Origin of the sequence: Psychrobacter glaciei (assembly GCF_014652895.1) — a bacterium.
In the GTDB taxonomy this organism is placed as follows: domain Bacteria; phylum Pseudomonadota; class Gammaproteobacteria; order Pseudomonadales; family Moraxellaceae; genus Psychrobacter; species Psychrobacter glaciei.
The window spans coordinates 458341-477291 of record NZ_BMZR01000003.1; the positions used below are offsets into that span (position 1 = coordinate 458341).

The following is an 18951-nucleotide window of genomic DNA, read 5'->3' on the forward strand; positions in this document are numbered from 1 at the left end:
CGGTGATGTCTGTCATTTATCACCGTCAATTATTACCATCTAAGCCATATGAAATAAGGGTTATTATGAGCGTTAATGCTGCCGCTACATCTGCTAATACCGAAATTGATCTGTCTAATATACTCAATACTGACCACCCGTTTTGGCAGGTTATCCGCACAGTACCAGACTTTCCAAAAGTCGGCATTGATTTTTATGATATCACCCCGTTACTGCGCAGTCATATTAATGCGGTCATTGATGCACTGCTTGCGACTTTGCCAGAAGGGCTGATGGATGAAGTGGACTGCTTGGGTGCTGTAGAGGCGCGTGGCTTTGTGTTTGCAAGCTTGCTGGCGGGTCGCTTGGGTAAAGGCATGATTTTGCTACGTAAGCCGGGTAAGTTGCCACCGCCTGTTGCCAACAAAGCCTATGCGCTAGAATACGGTAAAGACACGCTTGAGATGCAAAATAACTTGCCACCTGAACGGGTATTATTGGTCGATGATATTTTGGCAACGGGCGGTACGCTGACCACCGCTTATGAGCTGTGCCAGTCAGCGGATCATACGGTCGTCGGTGCTTTGGTACTGTTGGATTTGGTTGAGTTGCATGGTGAATTCCCCGTGCCTGTTTATACGGTATTAAAAGCTTAGAGAAATGGTTTTTAGCATAATAAAAAAGCGCGCTGAATAGTTCAGCGCGCTTTTTTGGTATCAATATATTTTATTTGGTATTTTATTGGTCTTGTTGATAACGCTCACAAGTTTGCTCTACTACTTTTCGACCGATTGTTTTTGGCATCGTAACCTTAAAATCCTTGGTGGTCAAGATGGGTTTGTCGGATTGCCAAGATTTGATGACCTTGTTGTCAGTGCCATAATTGACATAGGCTCTTTTATAGTAACTGGCATCTTTGCAAGATATCAATAACTGCTGATCGCTATGATGAATATAGCTTTCTTTTTTGTCCTTTTTGCCTTTTTTATCCGTCTGTTGTAACTGCGGTGGATAGGTTCTGCGAATGGATACCGAAATGTTTTCGACGTTATGCTCGTCTATGATATTGATGTCAGAGCTTTCAATAGAGTCTGAATCTAAGGTGAAAATCGAACCAGAATCAGTCTCAGATATCTCTACCCAGCTGACTGCATGTGCACTAATCGCTAGCGCACTACCTGCTAATACCACTGATAGCCGTCTCATAATCAAGCCTTGCTTCTTGTTATTTGAAGTGGGTTATAATAACGAACTTACTATTAGCAGGCAAATTTCTTTTATTCGACAGTGTTTGACCATCCATTATCGAAACGATTAATTGCGCATCGCTGCCAATGCCTGAGCAAGCTCATCACGCGCATCGATAAAGCCATCAATACCCTTAGGTAATAAATCTTGAGTGACGGTATCTTTTTGATAAGCTTGACTAAATTCTTCATGCGTTAAACTCACTCGGGTCATATCATCTAACGCCATCGACATACTTGGTGACAGCTGACGAGGGACTTCTATATCCATCGCTGCCAACTCATCAATGAGGTTGGGGGCAATGGTCAACAGATCACAGCCTGCTAATGCCAATATCTGCTCAGTAGAGCGGAAGCTTGCGCCCATTACTTGCGTGTTGTAGCCATGCTGTTTGAAATATTGATAAATAAGCTTGACCGACTGCACGCCCATGTCATCAGAGACTGGTACGTTCTGACGGTTTTGCTGGCGTTTTTGCCAATCCAAAATGCGTCCAACAAAAGGTGATATCAGGGTCACGCCAGCATCGGCACAGGCAATCGCTTGATGTTGTCCGAAAAGTAGCGTTAGATTACAGTGAATACCTTGGGTTTCCAGATAACGTGCGGCTTCGATACCTTGCCACGTCGCGGCCATCTTAATCAATACCCGCTCTGAGTCGATACCTGCTTGTTGATAAGCTTCCATAAAGCTGAGCGCTTTATCGATAGTCGCTTGGGTGTCATAAGACAAACGTGCATCGACTTCAGTTGAGACGCGACCCTCAATCAACGATAAAATATCGCAGCCAATTTTTATGGTTAACGCATCAATTACCGCATCGATGTCACCGCGATGTCGACTCATGGTTTCTGAGAGCATGGCTTGATTGTCAGAGTGAATGAGCGCCTTGGTAATGAGACTGGGGTTGGTGGTCGCATCGACAGGTTTTAGGCGGGCAATAGCGCTAAGGTCGCCAGTATCAGCGACAATGGTGGTCATGGTGCGAAGCTGTTGTAATGCGCTCATCAGGTATCCTTGTGTGAATCAATTGACATGGTTATATTCTAAAGACTGGATCTGTTGTTAAACGTGTTTATATTTTTAAACATGCTTATGAAAGGTGCTTTTGACCATTAGTTTTGAACTGTAACATAGTTTTGAGGCGGTGTTCTCTCATAGTTGTGCCGCCTATCGCTGCCATATCAGATAACTGTGCTAATATTTATAGCCGTTAGCCAGTTTACACGCATTTACGAATGGGCACTGAGCGTAGTTTTTGCTATAGTAGAGCCGGTCGTGTCGTTGTCTGCTGTATTGGCTGATGAATCCAAGAATCGTGTAGGCGAGTAGGACATGATATTTTTGATAAACTGTTTTATTGAACAGTGACTAGTAATATGGTCAGAGCTAATCTCAAATAAGCTTAAGTATAGATAAAACCAAGTATAGATAAACCTAAAAGTCACACCAAATAGTTATAAAACTCAGCAATAATATTAGAAAAAGGATGGGCGGTAATGAGTGAGCAGTCACCAGAGCAAAAAATGGACAATCTAAATCAAACTAACGTAAGCGACCACTCAAACGAAAAAGAGTTTTTAGATCAGCTGCGTCATAGTATTGATAGCGTAGACTGCGAAATCCAGACATTGATTAATAACCGTGCCAAACTGGCTCAGCAAGTGGCGACGGTCAAAAAAGAACACATCGCAAAAAGTCCTACTGCTGAAAAAACCAATCCTATTTTTTATCGCCCAGAACGTGAAGCGCAAGTCCTAAAAGCGGTCATGGCGCGCAATACTGGTCCAATCGCTGATGAAAAAATGGCGCGATTGTTTCGTGAAATTATGTCGGTATGCTTAGATCTAGAAGCACCGCAACGTATTGCCTTTTTGGGTCCAGTGGGTACTTTTACTCACGCCGCTGCCCTCAAGCATTTTGGTAAAGCCGCTGATACAGTACCGATGACCACCATCACTGATGTGTTCCGTGAAGTCGAAGCGGGTACAGCGATGTACGGCGTTGTACCGGTTGAAAACTCTTCAGAAGGCGTGGTCAATCACACGTTAGACGGTTTCTTGTCTTCTACCTTAAAAATAATTGGGGAAGTTGAGTTACCGATTCATCAGAATTTCTTGGTTGCAGAGCATACCAAGCTTGACGGTCTCAGCCGTATTTATTCGCATCAGCAGTCGCTTGCTCAGTGCCGTCATTGGCTCGATGTCAATTATCCCAATGTGGAGCGCGTTGCCGTATCTAGCAATGGTGAAGCTGCACGTCGACTCAAGAATGAATGGCATTCGGCTGCGATTGCAGGGGATGTCGCTGCCGCAGAGTATGATTTGCATAAACTTTACTCAAATATTGAAGACAATCCAAGCAATACCACACGATTCCTTATCATCGGTCACGAAGCGATTGCGCCGTCAGGACAAGATAAGACCTCTATCGTCGTCTCAGCACATGACAAAGCGGGCGCGCTTATCGAAATCTTAAAACCATTGTCTTATCATGGCGTGTCGATGACCAGTATCGAGACGCGTCCTGAACGTCCTAATAAGTGGGCATACGTGTTCTTTATTGATATGGATGGTCATGTTAATGATCCAAATGTTAGCGCAGCCATTAATGATATTCGCCCATTGGTAAAAGATTTACGTGTACTGGGTTCATATCCCAAAGCGGTACTGTAAGCGTTTTAAAAGCTACACCCTTTATAGCAGATAGCTGTCATAAGCTCTTGTTATTATTAATAATAGATGGTTCATTACATCTAAGGATACAATATGCAGACAACGCCATTGACCGAATCAAGCTTATTACCACTCGTGCCAGCGTACGACAGTATATTAGAGCTGGCTCCTTATCAAACGGGCAAGCCGATTGAAGAGTTGACTCGCGAGTACGGCATCTCAGATGTGGTAAAGCTTGCTAGCAACGAGAATCCAATGGGCTGCTCACCGCGAGTGACGTTGGCAGTGACAGAGCAGCTCGGTCAGCTGGCGCGGTATCCTGATGGCAATGGTTACTATCTAAAGCAAGCACTGGCTGACTTCAATGATGTCAATATCGATCAGATTACGTTGGGCAATGGCTCTGACGACTTACTCGATATCTTGGCGCGTAGTTTTGTGGGTGCCAATGATGCTATCGTTTATAGTCAGTATGCCTTTGTGGTCTATTCGATGCTGGCAAAAATGCAAGGTGCTACAGATGTCGAAGTGCCCGCCCATCGATTCGGTCATGATTTAAAGGCCATGAGTCAAGCGGTTCAAGACAACCCTAATACCAAGATTGTCTTTATTGCCAATCCTAACAACCCAACTGGGACACAGCTTGAGCATAAAGAGCTGCGCCAGTTTGTTGCCAGTGTGCCAAGCTCGGTATTGGTGGTATTGGATGAAGCCTATATCGAATACAGCCCTGAAAGTAATAATAGGGCACTCATAGATGAGTTTGACAATGTGATCATCGTCCGTACTTTCTCTAAGGCTTATGGACTAGCAGGTCTGCGGGTTGGCTATGCGTTAAGCTCGGTAGCAGTGGCGGATTTATTAAACCGTATTCGTCAGCCATTCAACGTCAGTCGTATTGGGTTGGCGGCAGCAGCGGCGGCACTTGCTGATCAAGATTTTATCGAAAAAACTCGTCTGATGAATGATGAGCAAATGCGCTGGTTAGAGAAGCAGTTCGACGCATTAGGATTGGGTTTTATTAAGTCACATGCCAACTTTATAATGGTAGAGATGGATGATGAAGATGCGCTATTGATTAACCAAGCGTTGCTCGAGCAAGGAGTCATCGTACGGCCACTGTTAGGTTACGGCTTACCCACTTGGTTGCGCATTACGGTAGGCGTCGCAGAAGATAACATGCGCTTGATTGATACCTTGCGTTCTATCTTGACCGATGATTAAGCGCATCAATAGATGTTTTTTTAGTCAAGTTAATGATCTTAATTAGCCATTAAATTTTATAACGCTAAGATTGGCTTTACCCAAACTTGTCCTAGTGTGTTCAACGAGAAAAGCCGTGAGTAGTCAGAAAAAAAATAAAATTCAACCGTCTCCAAATATTCAGCTACCTATGTTTAGACAAGTTTGTGTGATTGGGCTTGGTCTTATTGGCGCCAGTTTTGCGCAAGCCATTAAAGACAGTGGCTTAAGTGAGCGTCTAGTAGCGGCAGACAGGCATGTACCCAGTATTACTGAAGCCATTGAACATGGTTTGTTAGATGCTGGTAGTGCTAACTTACAAGACGTCGTTGGTGGCAGTGATTTAATTATCATTGCAGTCCCAGTACAGGCGGTCCAAGCAGTATTTGTTGACATTAAGCAGGCAATGGATGACGGACAGCTTGCCACTGATTGCATCATGACGGATGTCTGTAGTACCAAGGTCAATATCATTGATGCTGCTAAAGCAGTGTTCGGCTCGCTGCCGATAGGACTAGTACCCGCGCATCCAATTGCTGGGGCTGAAAATTCAGGGTATCATGCTCGCCGCGCCAATTTATTTGTCAATCATAGCGTGATTATCTGTGAGCTACCTACCACAAGCAATGTAGCCATCACCAAGCTGCGGCTACTATGGGAAGCGGTGGGCGCAAATGTTATATCGATGGATGCTAATCACCATGATCGAATATTGGCGCACACCAGTCATTTGCCGCATCTGCTTGCCTTTAATTTGGTTGAGCAGTTGGCAAGCCATGATGATAATTTAGATATGTTTCGTTATGCAGCAGGTGGATTCCGTGATTTTACGCGTATCGCTGCCAGCGACCCTAAAATGTGGCATGATATATTTTTTGCCAATCAAAGCGCCATTGTGAGCGCCCTTGATGAGTATGGTGCCTATTTACAGACGATGCGCCAGCTTATCATTGATAAAGATTCAACCGCCCTGATGGGACTTTTGGGCCGCGCGCAAGCCGCACGGCGACATTTTGGCCATATGTTAGCCAGCACCCCTTATACGGATACTTCTGCCATGTCAGCTTCTTATAATATTACGCCTAGCAATACTGTCTCTGGCACCATTGCCATCCCTGGTGACAAATCCATCTCGCATCGCAGTATCATGCTGGGCAGTCTTGCCACAGGCGTGACGAATGTCACTGGATTTTTGGAAGGGGAGGATGCGCTTGCCACGTTGCAGGCGTTTCGTGATATGGGTGTGAGCATTGAAGGCCCTGATAAAGGAAGATTAACCATTCATGGTGTTGGTATGAATGGCTTAAAGCCAAGCAAAACACCTTTATACATGGGCAATTCAGGCACCAGCATGCGCCTGCTGTCAGGTATCTTGGCGGCACAATCATTTGATAGTGTGTTGACGGGTGATACGAGCTTAAATAAACGCCCGATGGAACGTGTGGCAGCGCCGCTACGCGCCATGGGCGCAGTTATTCAGAGCACTGGTCATAGTGGCACGGCACCGCTCAGTATCACTGGTCGTGATACGGTCGGCAAGCCACTCAAAGGCGTTGAATATGATATGCCAGTCGCGTCTGCACAGGTGAAGTCTTGCTTGCTATTAGCAGGTCTATGGGCAGAAGGTACGACAACGGTCACACAGCCTGAAGTCAGTCGCGACCATACCGAACGTATGCTATCCGCCTTTGGTTATCCGGTGACCGTTGATGGCAATCGTATCAGCGTTGAAGGCGGCGGTACATTGACAGGTGGTGATATCGCTGTGCCTGCTGACATATCCTCTGCGGCCTTCTTTATGGTAGCCGCTGCTATCAGTCAAGGTAGTGAGCTGACCTTGACGCAAGTGGGCATCAACCCGACACGTACGGGTATTATTGATATCTTAAAGCTCATGCAAGCAGATATTAGCTTGAGTAATGAGACGCATGTCGGCGGCGAGCCAGTCGCTGACATTACGATTCGTGGTTCAAACTTAGTTGGTATTGAGATACCAGAGCATCTCGTACCGCTAGCGATTGATGAATTTCCTGTATTGTTCATTGCTGCCAGCTGTGCGCAAGGTCGCACAGTATTGACGGGTGCCAAAGAGTTGCGTGTCAAAGAATCTGATCGCATTGCGGTGATGGCAGAAGGGCTACATACGCTCGGCATCGACTGTACTGTTACGGATGATGGACTAATCATCGAAGGTCAAGGTATTGGAAGTGAGAATGGTGATGTCAATAATAGCCAGCCTGTATTCGGTGGCGGTCACATTACGTCTCACCATGACCATCGTATTGCCATGAGTTTTTCTGTTGCCAGTCTGCGTGCCTCCAAGCAAATTACCATTGAAGGAGTTGAGACGGTCAATACCAGCTTCCCAGGATTTGCTGAACTTGCCAACCAAATCGGTATGTCTATCGAAGTGGATGCTGGCGCTGAATAAATCATTGAGTGCTGATTAATGTTCTTCTATGATTTGCACTGTAAAATATAAACAGATGGTGGCTAGCTGATCAAATAGCCACATTAGCCTAAAAATCTAATCTAACATCGTTAGCAATGTACTCATGTCACTATTGGCATGAGTACATTGCTTTTTAATTTATAATCTCACTGTAGTAACCCTGTGTTCTCGCCACTAAATCGATAATAATACTCAGAATTAGGTGAGGGCGCGCTTTGCTCTAAAAAGTTGTCCTATATTATGACTACCCAAAATGTCATCAAAAAACCCGTTGCCCCGATAACCACAACCAGACGCGGCATTATCACTGCGCTTATTGCGTTTTTTATCTGGGGCGGATTTCCGTTATACTTCAAACAATTATCCGATTATGATGCGACTGAGATCATTGGTCATCGCATCATATGGACATTCCTGTGTCTATTGATCGTGCTAGTAGTCACTAAGCGCTGGCAATGGATTGAAACGCTCAAACAAAACCCAAGATGGATAGCGCTGTCATTGATATCTGGTTTGATTATCGCAACCAACTGGCTGACCTATGTATGGGCGGTCAATCATGACCGTATTCTTGAGGCCAGTTTGGGATACTTTATAGGGCCATTGGTAGGTGTTGCGCTATCGATGATTCTATTTAAAGAGCGCTTACGACCTTTGCAGTGGGTGGCTATTGGATTTGCACTCTTGTCTGTCGTGATTCAAGTGGTGATGATTGGCAGTCTGCCATGGATATCATTGATTTTGGCATTTAGCTTTAGTACTTATGGCACTATTCAACGGCAAACCCCGTTGACAGCTGTCGATGCGATGTTTGTCGAAACAGCGATGCTAGTACCTTTATGTCTTTGGTGGTTTTGGCAGTCCGATGTGGTCAGTCATCAACTGAGCTTTTGGTTTAGCTCAAACATTTGGCTACTGATGATCGCAGGGCCGATTACTTTGATACCGTTATTGTTGTTTAATAAATCTACCAAGCTCGTCGCTTATAGTATTCTAAGCTTTATGAATTACCTGACGCCGACCTTTATTTTCTTCTTGGCAGTGTTTTATTATAACGAGCCATTTGATTTAAAACGCTTGGCAGTCTTTGGCTTGATTTGGCTAGGCTTGCTATTATTCAGCATTGACTTATGGCGTCATCGTCCAAGTAAAGCGTTAAAAGCCGCGCGTCTGCGTGAAGAGGCTTTGAAGCAAGTTAAATAAAGTTTAAATTGAATCTCTGAATTAAAAATGTAGCAAACAAGGATGGAAGCATGTTTCATACTGAATCTGATGTGGTATTTGTAAAAGGTTTAAAAGTCGAAGCCGTCATCGGTGTTTACGCGTGGGAGCGGGCGATCACGCAGCCGCTGCTGATTGATATTGCGCTTGAAACCGATATTAGCCGTGCTGCTGTATCAGATGATGTCAATGATGCGCTAAATTATAAAGCAGTCTGCGATGATGTCAGCGCGTGGTGCAAAGAGATTCAAGCAAAACTGCTTGAGCATTTGGCTGGGCAAATTTCTGATAAGCTGCTTGCAAAATACGCTTGTCATAAAATAACGTTAAGCGTTGCCAAGCCTACTGCCATTACACAAGCAGATGCAGTTGGCGTTCAAATCACGCGCTATGCGTCAACGTCAACAGATGAGCTAGCTATTAAAGAAGCTGCCGAAGAAGCTAATAATAGCCAAGCCGATGATGTATAAAACATCGATGTATTTGAATTTGGAAATGCTAACACAATGCGCACCTGAGACTTTGCAGGCGCAGCCCGTGGTAGAGATAATAATAGCGCTGGGTAGTAACTATCAAGCCGAAAAATATCTGCCACTTGCTCTAGAGTGTTTGGCAACGCTAGGTCAGATACGGCTATCTACTGCTTTTCAAAACCCTGATTTCACCGCAACCTTAGAACAACCAAAACCTGATTACACCAATCAATGTGTACATCTCATATTAGCAACACCGATGAGTCTGCAGCAACTACAGCAAACCTTTAAAAACCTTGAAGGAGATTGTAATAGATGTCGACAGACTGATTCGAACCAAGTACGGCGAGTGACAATGGATATTGATATTTTGCTAGTCAAGTTGGCTGAAGAAAAAAATAGCCTAAGCAATAAATCGATATCTAAAACAACGTCTAATTGGACTGTAATGGCAGATCGCTATCCATTTAAAGCACATGAGGCGGCAGGGATTGAAGAGCTTGCAGTGACTGGTGTTTGAAGCGGCTGAAATGCTGTTCACGTATGAGGCCTGTTTGCCAATGTAAAATGACTTGCGCTTTTGAGATATGTCGCTTCTTTTCTCCACTGTAGTAGTCGCTTTGGTTTTTTGGTTGTTCAATGCCTACTTATGCATCATCAAACATGCCCTAATATAGGTGGTTCCATTATGGCAGTCTATTTTAGGTGGTCTGTTAATAGGTTTGGAGGTCTGTTTGACTGGTTCCCTTGGGGTATACCTATGGCAAACCAATCAGGTGCTTTCACTTAAGGAAAATAATTCGACAGTTTGCCCAGCTTTAATAAGCTTTGGCTAAATATTCAAAGCAAAACTCAATAGCACGCGTTTACCAGACTGAATTCGTGACACACTGTGCTCATACTTATCGGGACGAAATAAATAAACTCTGTCAAACAGGTTTATAATGCAGTTTGAACACCTGAACACACCACCGACTTTAGGCTGAATTAAGATAAAGTTTAATTTGTAATAACGGCCTTTTTGCACGGGGTCACAGTGCTTCATAACGCTGTGGTTAGTAGGGTAGGTGACATAATTAATTGAAAAAATTCTACTACTGAAAATTGCTTTGTTGGTTACTCTTTCGGTCATATCTAATCCATTGTTTTACGTGTATTAAACGTCGCTTAACGCATCTCAAGCTAACTGTATTGGTTGTAATTTAGTTAAATACTAGCGCGAATAATGTAATGAAATGTTCTATTGAATCTGAATTTTCGACAATGAATACTTGATAGGCAAGCGAATCAGCAACTTATGGATAATTACATTAGTTTTGCCACAAAGAGATTATGAACCGCCCCAAATATATTGGAGAGTAGCTCTTTTAAAAGGTAATGGCAATTTGGGTATACTCTATAGAAAATTATATAACTAACGTTATTTCAGAAAAATTGATAGGGAAATAAAATGTACATCTTTAGAATAAAAGAACGACATTTTTTCCCTATGATCAAAGTCTGTGGTCAATTAATTTCGTACAATTTAGGAGGATAGACGAAGGAATGCTAATTATATAGCCACTACCTTCTGCTTTTTAGCATGAATTTTATCCATTACGCCAAAATATCTCAAAATAAAAGCTGGACAATATAAATGCCCAGCCTACATCATATCAGTTAATACAACTTTAGCGCCTTTCTTGATGTATGACGCGCATGAACACACGCCCGTACCTTTTATGTTTTCAGCAACTGTCTCAGCTATTTTTTCTCATCACTGATGTCATCTACATCAGCACGATCAATAACATCTAAATCTTCTAAGCACAGTTTATCGTATTGTTTTTTGCAAAAATCAGGATCGATCTGGCACATCGCTGATTGTAATTGGTCTAGGCGGTTCTCTGATTGCTGAATATGTTCGAGCATTTTAGCAAAGGCTTCAGCGACAGGGTCTTGTGAAGAAGGGTCGATACCATAAGCTTGAAAGGCTGTGGCACGTGCGGCACTGGTCGTATTGCTTTCAATATTGTCTTTATTTATCTGACCCGTTTGAGCCGCTTTTTCTTGTTGTTTGGCATCTTGCACTTTGGTCGCAATAGGATTGCCTTTTTCATCATGATAGTCTGAAATCATACGAGCCGCACTACCGACCATCGTGGCGTTTGCTGGTACGGGTTTGACGACCACGGCATTGGAGCCAATTTTAGCATTTTTGCCAACAGTAAACGGTCCCAATACTTTTGCCCCAGCACCGACCGTCACGCCATCTTCTAGGGTCGGGTGACGCTTGCCGTTATTTTGTGAGACGCCGCCGAGGGTGACGCCATGATAGAGCGTGACATCATTGCCGATTTCTGCCGTTTCACCAATGACCACACCAACGCCATGATCAATAAAAAAGCGCTTACCGATTTTGGCAGCCGGATGGATTTCAATACCGGTGATGATGCGCGAGCCGTAAGAAATAACGCGAGCTGCCAGCTTTTGGTCATGTTGCCACAGATAATGCGCACCGCGATGCAAAATAAGTGCATGGATGCCAGGGTAAGTCAGTAATACTTCTACGCTATTACGCGCTGCAGGATCACGGGTAAATACCGCATCAATATCTTCTGTTAGGTCTTTTTTGATGCTGGCAAGAGATTTGAACAGTTTGGCTGGCAATGACATAGAGCGTCCTATCTATTCGTCGGTAGAGTGTCGTTGCTAAAACAGCGATGCCTCTAATCTGTGGTCGTAAAGTTCGGATAATAAGGAATACATGTTTTCGCTAAGCTTCTGTAAGTTATAACAGCTTTATACTGCAAAATATAGTAAAAAGCTGTCAAATGAAGGCGAGCTGATAAACAATAACAATGACTTGTTTTAGTCTTTTGAGAGCTTGGCAATCAAAGCGCTCAATAGCTGATACTCTTTTTGATCAAGCTGTAAACGTGAGCCAAGTCTAGACAGTCGTGAGGGTAACGATTTTAAATGCTCGCTATTTGCTAGACCACGGTGCACCATCAGGTCAGTGGTACGCTGAGTAAGCTGTTGCAACTGCTGCTGAGTAATAGCAGGCTCATCCCATTGCTGACGTAAATGCACATCAAGCGTTGGCTGAGCAGTAGCACTCAAATTATTATCTAAATCATCTGCTGTCTGAATGTGCGTTTGGGCATAAGCAAAAATAAAGCTGGCAATCACTTGGACGGCTGAGGCGACATTTAAAACAGGATAAGCAGGATTGGCATCGATTTGGATATGATAATCAGCACAAGCCAACTCTTCGTTGGTTAGACCACGATCTTCACGTCCAAACAAGATAGCGATGTTTGGTTTATCGTTTCTATGAGCGCTTTGGTTATCGTCGGTATGGTTGCTTATAGTAAAAGCGGATTGTTTATCAAGAAAATCGAACATGATTTTGGCGGCTTGCGTGGGTGTCACCACAGGGCGCGGTAAGTGACGGCTGCGACTGCTGGCCGCGAATACCAACTGACAGTCTCCAATAGCAGACTCTAGTGTGGGCGCTATCAAAGCTGATGACAGTACCTCACTGCCGCCTGCTGCATGAGAGACACTGGTTTCATCGATTGGCAGTTTGGGATTTACAACGGTTAAACGCGACAGACCCATAGTATGCATTGCCCGTGCTGCCGAGCCAATATTGGCAGGCAAAGTCGTATTGACCATAACCACTTGTAGGCAATCAAGGTAGTCATTTACTGCTCGTGCAGAGTCGTTACTCATTATTGTCCCAATCTCTGATTAATTTCTTGTTCAGCACGGTGTAATGCAATGGCAATCTCTTCAATAAGCACAGCTTGCTCACCGACACGGCGTTCACGGCAGCGCTCTTGCAATTGACAGCTCAAGTTTATCAGTTGAGTGGTGCCCAAGTTGGCACTAGCGCCTTTTAGGGCGTGAGCTATCTCAAACCCAGCGGCATCATCGTTTTGTTGTTGAGCCGTTCGCAAGTTTGTGATGCGCTGTTTACTATCAGTGATATAAACCTGTATCAAGTCGGCAAAATCTTCTTCTAGCAAGTCACGCATGTCTTCGAACTGTTCGTGATTGATAATTTCTTCGTCAGTTTGTCCAATCATATTATTATTTGTAGTTTTGTCCATGGTTACTGTCCAATTTTTAAAAGTTAAAGCAATAAGATTACTATAATGAAGTTTCGAAAAGTAAGGTACGTCTTAGCTGTAATGGAAATGTAAGTTGTCTTCGCTCAGCATGTTCTTTAACTGCTGCAAATTATCATCGTTAGGGTAGACGCGCCAATGCTCGGATAGCCCCACATTAGCGATGCCAAATTCCTCATAAATGCTCAGTCCCAGTGGCAGACAATTATCATTAATGGAGGCGTCGGTATTGCTCAAAGCATTATTGGCATAACTTTGACTAGCACTATTTTGATTCATGTCATTTTCTAGCGCCAATAAATCATTGCCATTTTCATCAAACAGACTTCCGCCCATTGCAGCATCGTAACCACTATTGCCATTGAAGCTGCCACTTGGCTCGTCTTGCTCGTTGTCATAAGACATTTTTGGTGCTGGAATAATACTGGCTTGTGCAGACTTAAGTAATGGTTGCAGACGTGTCAGCAAATTAATATCGCTACCATGAATCTTAATACTGATTTTCTTCATCCATCTTAAACGGGCATCTACCATACTCATCGCATTATCAAGGCGCGCAAACAGGCGTCCATCACGCTCACGGATGCTGCCTTTAATGATGACGACTTCATCGATTTTCAACTGTTCTTTGACACGATTAAAGCGCTCTGCATAGCAGCTGACTTCCAGTCTTGAGGTTCCGTCATCTAAGATAATCACATTACGATTGCCAAAGTTGGCGATATCGATAATCAAACCTGCAAAATAGCAGCTGCCGTTATAGCCGGTATCCGTTAGCTTATCGAGACGTGTACCTGAGGTATAGCGTTTAATTTCCTCTAAGTATTCATTGATTGGGTGTCCAGTTAAGTACAATCCTAACGTGTTCTTTTCCGCTTTTAGACGGTGCTTGTCACCCCAGATCAGCTCTGGGGTCATCACCAACGGTGGCGCGGCGACGACACCATCCATTTCACCAAACAAATCCATCATACCAATTTCACGGTTTTGACGGTCTTGTTCCGCAGCTTGCACGGCACTTGGCAATTGACTCATTAATGCACCGCGAATCTCGTAAGCTTCATCGGCTGGCAAGTCAGGTCGTAAAGTTGCCGCAAAGTCATCAAAACAGCCAGCGTTTATCAGTCCTTCAAGGGTGCGCTTGTTGACCTTTTTGATATCGACGCGGCGGCAAAAGTCATACAAGTCTTTGAATGGGCCTTCACGTCTTCGTGCATCAACGATAGATTCGACCGCCCCTTCGCCAACGCCTTTAATCGCCCCCAAACCATAAATAATATTGGTCGGGGTATCAGCGACAAAATGCCACTCACTGCGATTCACCGACGGATTAACGACGGTTAACTCAAAGTTTTCACGGCAGTCATTGATAAAGAACACAACGTTGTCGGTGTTGTTCATATCTGAGGTCAATACCGCCGCCATAAACTCAGCAGGATAGTACTGTTTTAGATACGCGGTCTGATAAGCAAGCACGCCATATGCCGCAGAATGCGAGCGGTTGAAACCATAACCGGCGAACTTTTCCATCAAGTCAAACACGCCACCAGAGGTAACTTCATCAATACCTTGTGCCGTAGCACCCGTGACGAAAATATCGCGCTGTTTGGCCATCTCTTCAGGTTTTTTCTTACCCATAGCACGGCGTAGCATATCCGCACCGCCCAAGCTATAGCCTGCCATCACCTGTGAGATTTGCATGACCTGTTCTTGATAGACAATAACGCCATTGGTGTTTTCTAAAATTGGCTCAAGGTTGGGATGGTCATAAATGACTTCTTCGCGACCATGCTTACGGTCGATATACATCTCTACCATGCCTGCATCGAGCGGACCTGGGCGATACAGCGCACACATGGCGATCACGTCTTCAATGTTGGTCGGTTGTAATTTCGCCAGATACTTTTTCATACCCATACTTTCTAACTGAAAGACGGCAGTAGTCTTAGCGTCTTGCAATAGCTTGTAGGCTTTTTTGTCATCTAGTGGCAAATCTTCTAAAACGAGCGCATCTTTGCCTTCTTTTGCACGGCGCAGGTTGATATTTCTGACAGCAGCATCAATCACGGTCAAGTTACGTAGACCCAAAAAGTCAAACTTTACCAGCCCAACGGCTTCAACGTCATCTTTATCAAATTGGCTGACGCGGTGACCTTCATCATCACAATAAATGGCGCTAAAATCCGTGATTCTGTGCGGTGCAATCAATACGCCGCCGGCATGTTTACCCACGTTCCGGCAAATACCTTCAAGCTTGATAGCCATCTCCCATACTTCGATGGCATCTTCATAATCCATATTATCAGGATTGGAAATTAAGTCTTTCAGCTGCGGCTCTTGCTCAAGCGCTTGACTGAGGGTAATCCCCGGTGTTTTGGGAATAAGTTTAGACATTTTACTGGCAAGGAAGTAGGATTTACTTTGCGCGCGTGCCACATCTCGTACCACTGCTTTTGCCGCCATGGTACCAAAAGTGATAATCTGCGAAACCGCTTCACGGCCATAAGTTTGCGCGACATAATCAATAACGCGGTCACGACCTTCAATACAAAAGTCAATATCGAAATCGGGCATTGAGACACGTTCAGGGTTTAAGAAGCGCTCAAATAATAAGTCGTAATGAATAGGGTCGAGGTCGGTAATATTGAGCGAATAAGCAACGAGCGAGCCAGCACCAGAACCACGACCGGGTCCAACGGGTACACCATTGGCTTTTGCCCAACGGATAAAGTCCATTACGATCAGGAAGTAACCGGGGAAGCCCATCGATAAGATAACTTCCAGCTCGTATTCTAGGCGCTCATCATATTTTTGGCGAAAGTCACTCCAGTTATCAGTACGTGCTTCAACGGGAAACAGCTTGTCCAATCGATTATTAAGCCCACGTACTGACTCCGCGCGGAAAAACGTTTCAATCGTCTCACCTTCAGGCACAGGAAAATCGGGTAGTACGTTAATACCCAGCGTCAAGGTCACATTACAGCGAGTTGCTAAGCGCAAGGTATTATCAATCACCTGCGGAATATCAGCAAATAACTGCTGCATTTGCGCTTGGGTTTTTAGGTACTGTGCATCGGAATAAGTTTGCGGACGATTTTGGTCGGCAAGCACGTAGGAGCCTGCGATACAGACACGTGCTTCGTGGGCATCAAAATCATCTTGCTTTAAGAAGCGCACGTCATTATGCGCAATGATGGGGATATTGTGCTTAGCACCTGAGTGAATAGCCTCCCGAATAAAAGTGTCTTCGCCTGAGCGATTGGTGCGCTTGATGGCAAAATATAAGCGATTAGCAAACTTTGCTTGCCACTCTGTCAGCAGCTCGTCGGCTTTTTCTGGCATGGAGCCGACCAGTGCCTGACCCACATCTGACTTTTCGGTGAGGAGCACAATCACGCCAGCGGCATGCTCTAAAATATGACTACGCTTAACGACCGGCACCCCATGATTGGCATCGTCGGCGCGACCTTCGGTAAAGCCGAGCGAGACGATACGAGTGATGTTTTGGTAGCCCTCGTTGTCCATTGCGAGCAGGGTGAGCCGTGTGTCTTCATTTTCCATGATGACTTCGCTGCCGATAATTGGCTTGATACCAGCACCTAGGCAGGCACGATAGAACTTTACCGTGGCATAGAGATTGGACAAATCAGTTAATGCGAGCGCGCGCTGATTATCAGCCGCAGCGGCTTTCACTAGCGGCTTGATGCGCACGATAGAATCGGTAATCGAATATTCGCTGTGAATGCCAAGGTGTACAAATGCCATAGAGGACTCTTACTAGTACGATCAAAGGGGAATTAGCTACTAAGGAAATAAATTTATTATTATCAATGCTTTATGTTGACTTTTGGAAGAGGATAAGACGTCGATAGCCATATTTATTCATTTTAGATTTAGCTGTTAATAATAGCATTATTTGGCACAGACAACCACTGATTCAGGGGTATCAAATTGAATTGAGTGTTTTTGACAAGGGGTTTCATCATACAAAAAACCCTTCTATATCATGGTGATATAGAAGGGTTTTTTGTATGGGATAGCACTGATAGTTTAATTAACGCTTATCATATTTATCACTATAGGCTATCCAGAAGTCTGCGTTTTCAACGCCTGCTTTTCTAGGGTCAAAGATAGGATCGAGTCCCAGCTTCATTTGCTCGTCGTAGTCTTTTAGCACTTTTAGCGCCGTTTTACTGAGTAATACGATGGCGATGAAGTTAAGGTAACACATGCTGCCAAAACCAATATCACCTAGCGCCCACATCACGCCAACAGATTGCATGCTACCAGTAAAGCAAACTATTAAGAATATTATTTTTAATAATGGTTTTAAAACAGGGTAGCGCAATTTACTGTCTAAGTATACTAGCGTGGTCTCAGCAATATAGTAATAAGCAATCAAGCAGGTAAAGGCAAACAAGAAGATGGCGATAGCGACAAAGCCACTTCCATATTGGCTAAACACCGTCGAGACAGCGGCTTGGGTAAATGCCGTGCCCGCTTCGATACCTGGCATATTTTCGACCAGAGTCAAGCCCTCTTCTGGAATGACATTATACATACCAGTAGATAAAATCATCAATGCAGTAGCGGTACAGACAACAACCGTATCGATATAGATAGAAAAACTCTGTACCAAACCTTGCTTGGCAGGATGAGAAACCTCTGCAGCTGCTGAGCTGAAAGTAGCTTCGCCTGCACCAGCAACGTTAGAGAATACCGCACGGCGAACACCCCAAGATATGGCTAGACCGACGATACCGCCAAACACAGCATCCATACCAAACGCACTTTTGAAAATAAGAGCGAACATAGCAGGTAAGTTTGAGGCATTGAAGGCTAAGACGATAACCATCATCAAGATGTAACCAATGGCCATGAAAGGCACAACTTTACCAGCAAAACTGGCGATTCGTTTCACACCACCAAAGATAATAACAGCTAGCATAGCGACGATAATTAACCCTGTCACAGCAGGTGAGATGTTAAAGGCGGTATCGAAAGAATCAGCGATGGTATTGGCTTGTACGCCGGGCACCAAAACGCCATAAGAAAGACAAGTCACCGTAGCTACTAAAATAGCAAAGGGTTTCATCTTTAGGCCGCGCTCGATATAAAAGGGTGAGCCGCCACGATACTGGTCATCAACGGTATGCTTATAAACCTGTGCAAGGGTAGACTCAATAAAGGCGCTAGCACCGCCAAGCAGACCCATGACGATCATCCAAAAAACGGCACCAGGACCACCCGCTGCGATAGCGGTGGCAACCCCTGCAATGTTACCAACACCAATGCGACCTGATAACGCCATACAAAAGGCTTGGAATGAGCTAATGCCTTGGGTTGAGGTTTGTTTGTCAAACAACAGCCTAACCATTTCTTTGAGATAGCGAAACTGGACACCGCGAGTCATCACGGTAAAATAAATGCCGACACCGAGTGCCAAATAAACTAACGCATCGCTCCATATATAGCCGACGATGGTATTAATAATCGCTTCCATGGCCTTACTTCCCTGTAAATATGTGACTAAAGGCTTAAATCAT

At 44.4% G+C, this 18951-nt stretch carries 14 protein-coding genes; 7 read left to right on the forward strand and 7 right to left on the reverse strand.

Going from position 1 to position 18951, the window contains the following annotated elements; genetic code table 11:
* The first annotated feature begins 65 nt into the window (after positions 1–65).
* A complete protein-coding gene (locus tag IE130_RS09500; RefSeq protein ID WP_010201988.1) occupies positions 66–635 on the forward strand; it encodes an adenine phosphoribosyltransferase in 570 nt (189 codons plus the stop codon).
* 82 nt (positions 636–717) lie between these two features.
* On the opposite strand, the gene IE130_RS09505 is transcribed toward IE130_RS09500, so the two are convergent.
* A complete protein-coding gene (locus IE130_RS09505; protein WP_189585060.1) occupies positions 718–1185 on the reverse strand; it encodes a hypothetical protein in 468 nt (155 codons plus the stop codon).
* Between the two features lie 108 nt (positions 1186–1293).
* On the reverse strand, positions 1294–2235 hold the full coding sequence (locus IE130_RS09510) for a transaldolase (protein ID WP_010201983.1): 942 nt from the start codon (positions 2233–2235) through the stop codon (positions 1294–1296).
* Between the two features lie 491 nt (positions 2236–2726).
* Between IE130_RS09510 and pheA the strand changes: the two genes are divergently transcribed.
* From pheA to IE130_RS09540, 6 genes are all read left to right on the forward strand, one after another.
* Positions 2727–3902, forward strand: a complete 1176-nt coding sequence (gene pheA / locus IE130_RS09515) for a prephenate dehydratase (RefSeq protein WP_189585062.1) — start codon at positions 2727–2729, stop codon at positions 3900–3902.
* A gap of 93 nt (positions 3903–3995) precedes the next feature.
* On the forward strand, positions 3996–5126 hold the full coding sequence (hisC, locus tag IE130_RS09520; RefSeq protein ID WP_189585065.1) for a histidinol-phosphate transaminase: 1131 nt from the start codon (positions 3996–3998) through the stop codon (positions 5124–5126).
* 169 nt (positions 5127–5295) lie between these two features.
* Positions 5296–7575 (forward strand): bifunctional prephenate dehydrogenase/3-phosphoshikimate 1-carboxyvinyltransferase, encoded by a 2280-nt coding sequence (locus IE130_RS09525; protein WP_189585295.1) that lies wholly within the window; start codon positions 5296–5298, stop codon positions 7573–7575.
* A gap of 261 nt (positions 7576–7836) precedes the next feature.
* Complete coding sequence (gene rarD, locus IE130_RS09530) at positions 7837–8799, forward strand: EamA family transporter RarD (protein WP_189585068.1); 963 nt, start codon at positions 7837–7839, stop codon at positions 8797–8799.
* Between the two features lie 50 nt (positions 8800–8849).
* Positions 8850–9287, forward strand: a complete 438-nt coding sequence (gene folB, locus IE130_RS09535) for a dihydroneopterin aldolase (RefSeq protein ID WP_189585071.1) — start codon at positions 8850–8852, stop codon at positions 9285–9287.
* A 25-nt stretch (positions 9288–9312) separates the two neighbouring features.
* On the forward strand, positions 9313–9810 hold the full coding sequence (locus IE130_RS09540) for a 2-amino-4-hydroxy-6-hydroxymethyldihydropteridine diphosphokinase (protein ID WP_227676182.1): 498 nt from the start codon (positions 9313–9315) through the stop codon (positions 9808–9810).
* Between the two features lie 1223 nt (positions 9811–11033).
* On the opposite strand, the gene cysE is transcribed toward IE130_RS09540, so the two are convergent.
* The 5 genes from cysE to IE130_RS09565 all read right to left on the reverse strand — a co-directional run bounded on the left by cysE (position 11034) and on the right by IE130_RS09565 (position 18908).
* On the reverse strand, positions 11034–11945 hold the full coding sequence (gene cysE / locus IE130_RS09545; RefSeq protein WP_189585074.1) for a serine O-acetyltransferase: 912 nt from the start codon (positions 11943–11945) through the stop codon (positions 11034–11036).
* A 195-nt stretch (positions 11946–12140) separates the two neighbouring features.
* Complete coding sequence (locus IE130_RS09550; protein WP_189585077.1) at positions 12141–13007, reverse strand: RNA methyltransferase; 867 nt, start codon at positions 13005–13007, stop codon at positions 12141–12143.
* A complete protein-coding gene (locus IE130_RS09555) occupies positions 13007–13387 on the reverse strand; it encodes an Hpt domain-containing protein (protein WP_010198455.1) in 381 nt (126 codons plus the stop codon). The genes IE130_RS09550 and IE130_RS09555 overlap by 1 nt, the downstream gene beginning before the upstream one ends.
* A 72-nt stretch (positions 13388–13459) precedes the next feature.
* The gene (gene dnaE / locus IE130_RS09560) at positions 13460–17170 is read right to left on the reverse strand and encodes a DNA polymerase III subunit alpha (RefSeq protein WP_189585080.1); all 3711 of its coding nucleotides are present in this window, start codon (positions 17168–17170) and stop codon (positions 13460–13462) included.
* Between the two features lie 289 nt (positions 17171–17459).
* The gene (locus tag IE130_RS09565; protein ID WP_189585083.1) at positions 17460–18908 is read right to left on the reverse strand and encodes an alanine/glycine:cation symporter family protein; all 1449 of its coding nucleotides are present in this window, start codon (positions 18906–18908) and stop codon (positions 17460–17462) included.
* Positions 18909–18951 lie beyond the last annotated feature (43 nt).

Excerpts from the sequence above, each read along its gene's own strand:
- IE130_RS09500 (WP_010201988.1), top strand. The coding sequence starts at position 66 with ATGAGCGTTAATGCTGCCGCTACATCTGCTAATACCGAAATTGATCTG.
- IE130_RS09505 (WP_189585060.1), bottom strand. The coding sequence starts at position 1,185 with ATGAGACGGCTATCAGTGGTATTAGCAGGTAGTGCGCTAGCGATTAGT.
- IE130_RS09510 (WP_010201983.1), bottom strand. The coding sequence starts at position 2,235 with ATGAGCGCATTACAACAGCTTCGCACCATGACCACCATTGTCGCTGAT.
- pheA (WP_189585062.1), top strand. The coding sequence starts at position 2,727 with ATGAGTGAGCAGTCACCAGAGCAAAAAATGGACAATCTAAATCAAACT.
- hisC (WP_189585065.1), top strand. The coding sequence starts at position 3,996 with ATGCAGACAACGCCATTGACCGAATCAAGCTTATTACCACTCGTGCCA.
- IE130_RS09525 (WP_189585295.1), top strand. The coding sequence starts at position 5,296 with ATGTTTAGACAAGTTTGTGTGATTGGGCTTGGTCTTATTGGCGCCAGT.
- rarD (WP_189585068.1), top strand. The coding sequence starts at position 7,837 with ATGACTACCCAAAATGTCATCAAAAAACCCGTTGCCCCGATAACCACA.
- folB (WP_189585071.1), top strand. The coding sequence starts at position 8,850 with ATGTTTCATACTGAATCTGATGTGGTATTTGTAAAAGGTTTAAAAGTC.
- IE130_RS09540 (WP_227676182.1), top strand. The coding sequence starts at position 9,313 with ATGCTAACACAATGCGCACCTGAGACTTTGCAGGCGCAGCCCGTGGTA.
- cysE (WP_189585074.1), bottom strand. The coding sequence starts at position 11,945 with ATGTCATTGCCAGCCAAACTGTTCAAATCTCTTGCCAGCATCAAAAAA.
- IE130_RS09550 (WP_189585077.1), bottom strand. The coding sequence starts at position 13,007 with ATGAGTAACGACTCTGCACGAGCAGTAAATGACTACCTTGATTGCCTA.
- IE130_RS09555 (WP_010198455.1), bottom strand. The coding sequence starts at position 13,387 with ATGGACAAAACTACAAATAATAATATGATTGGACAAACTGACGAAGAA.
- dnaE (WP_189585080.1), bottom strand. The coding sequence starts at position 17,170 with ATGGCATTTGTACACCTTGGCATTCACAGCGAATATTCGATTACCGAT.
- IE130_RS09565 (WP_189585083.1), bottom strand. The coding sequence starts at position 18,908 with ATGGAAGCGATTATTAATACCATCGTCGGCTATATATGGAGCGATGCG.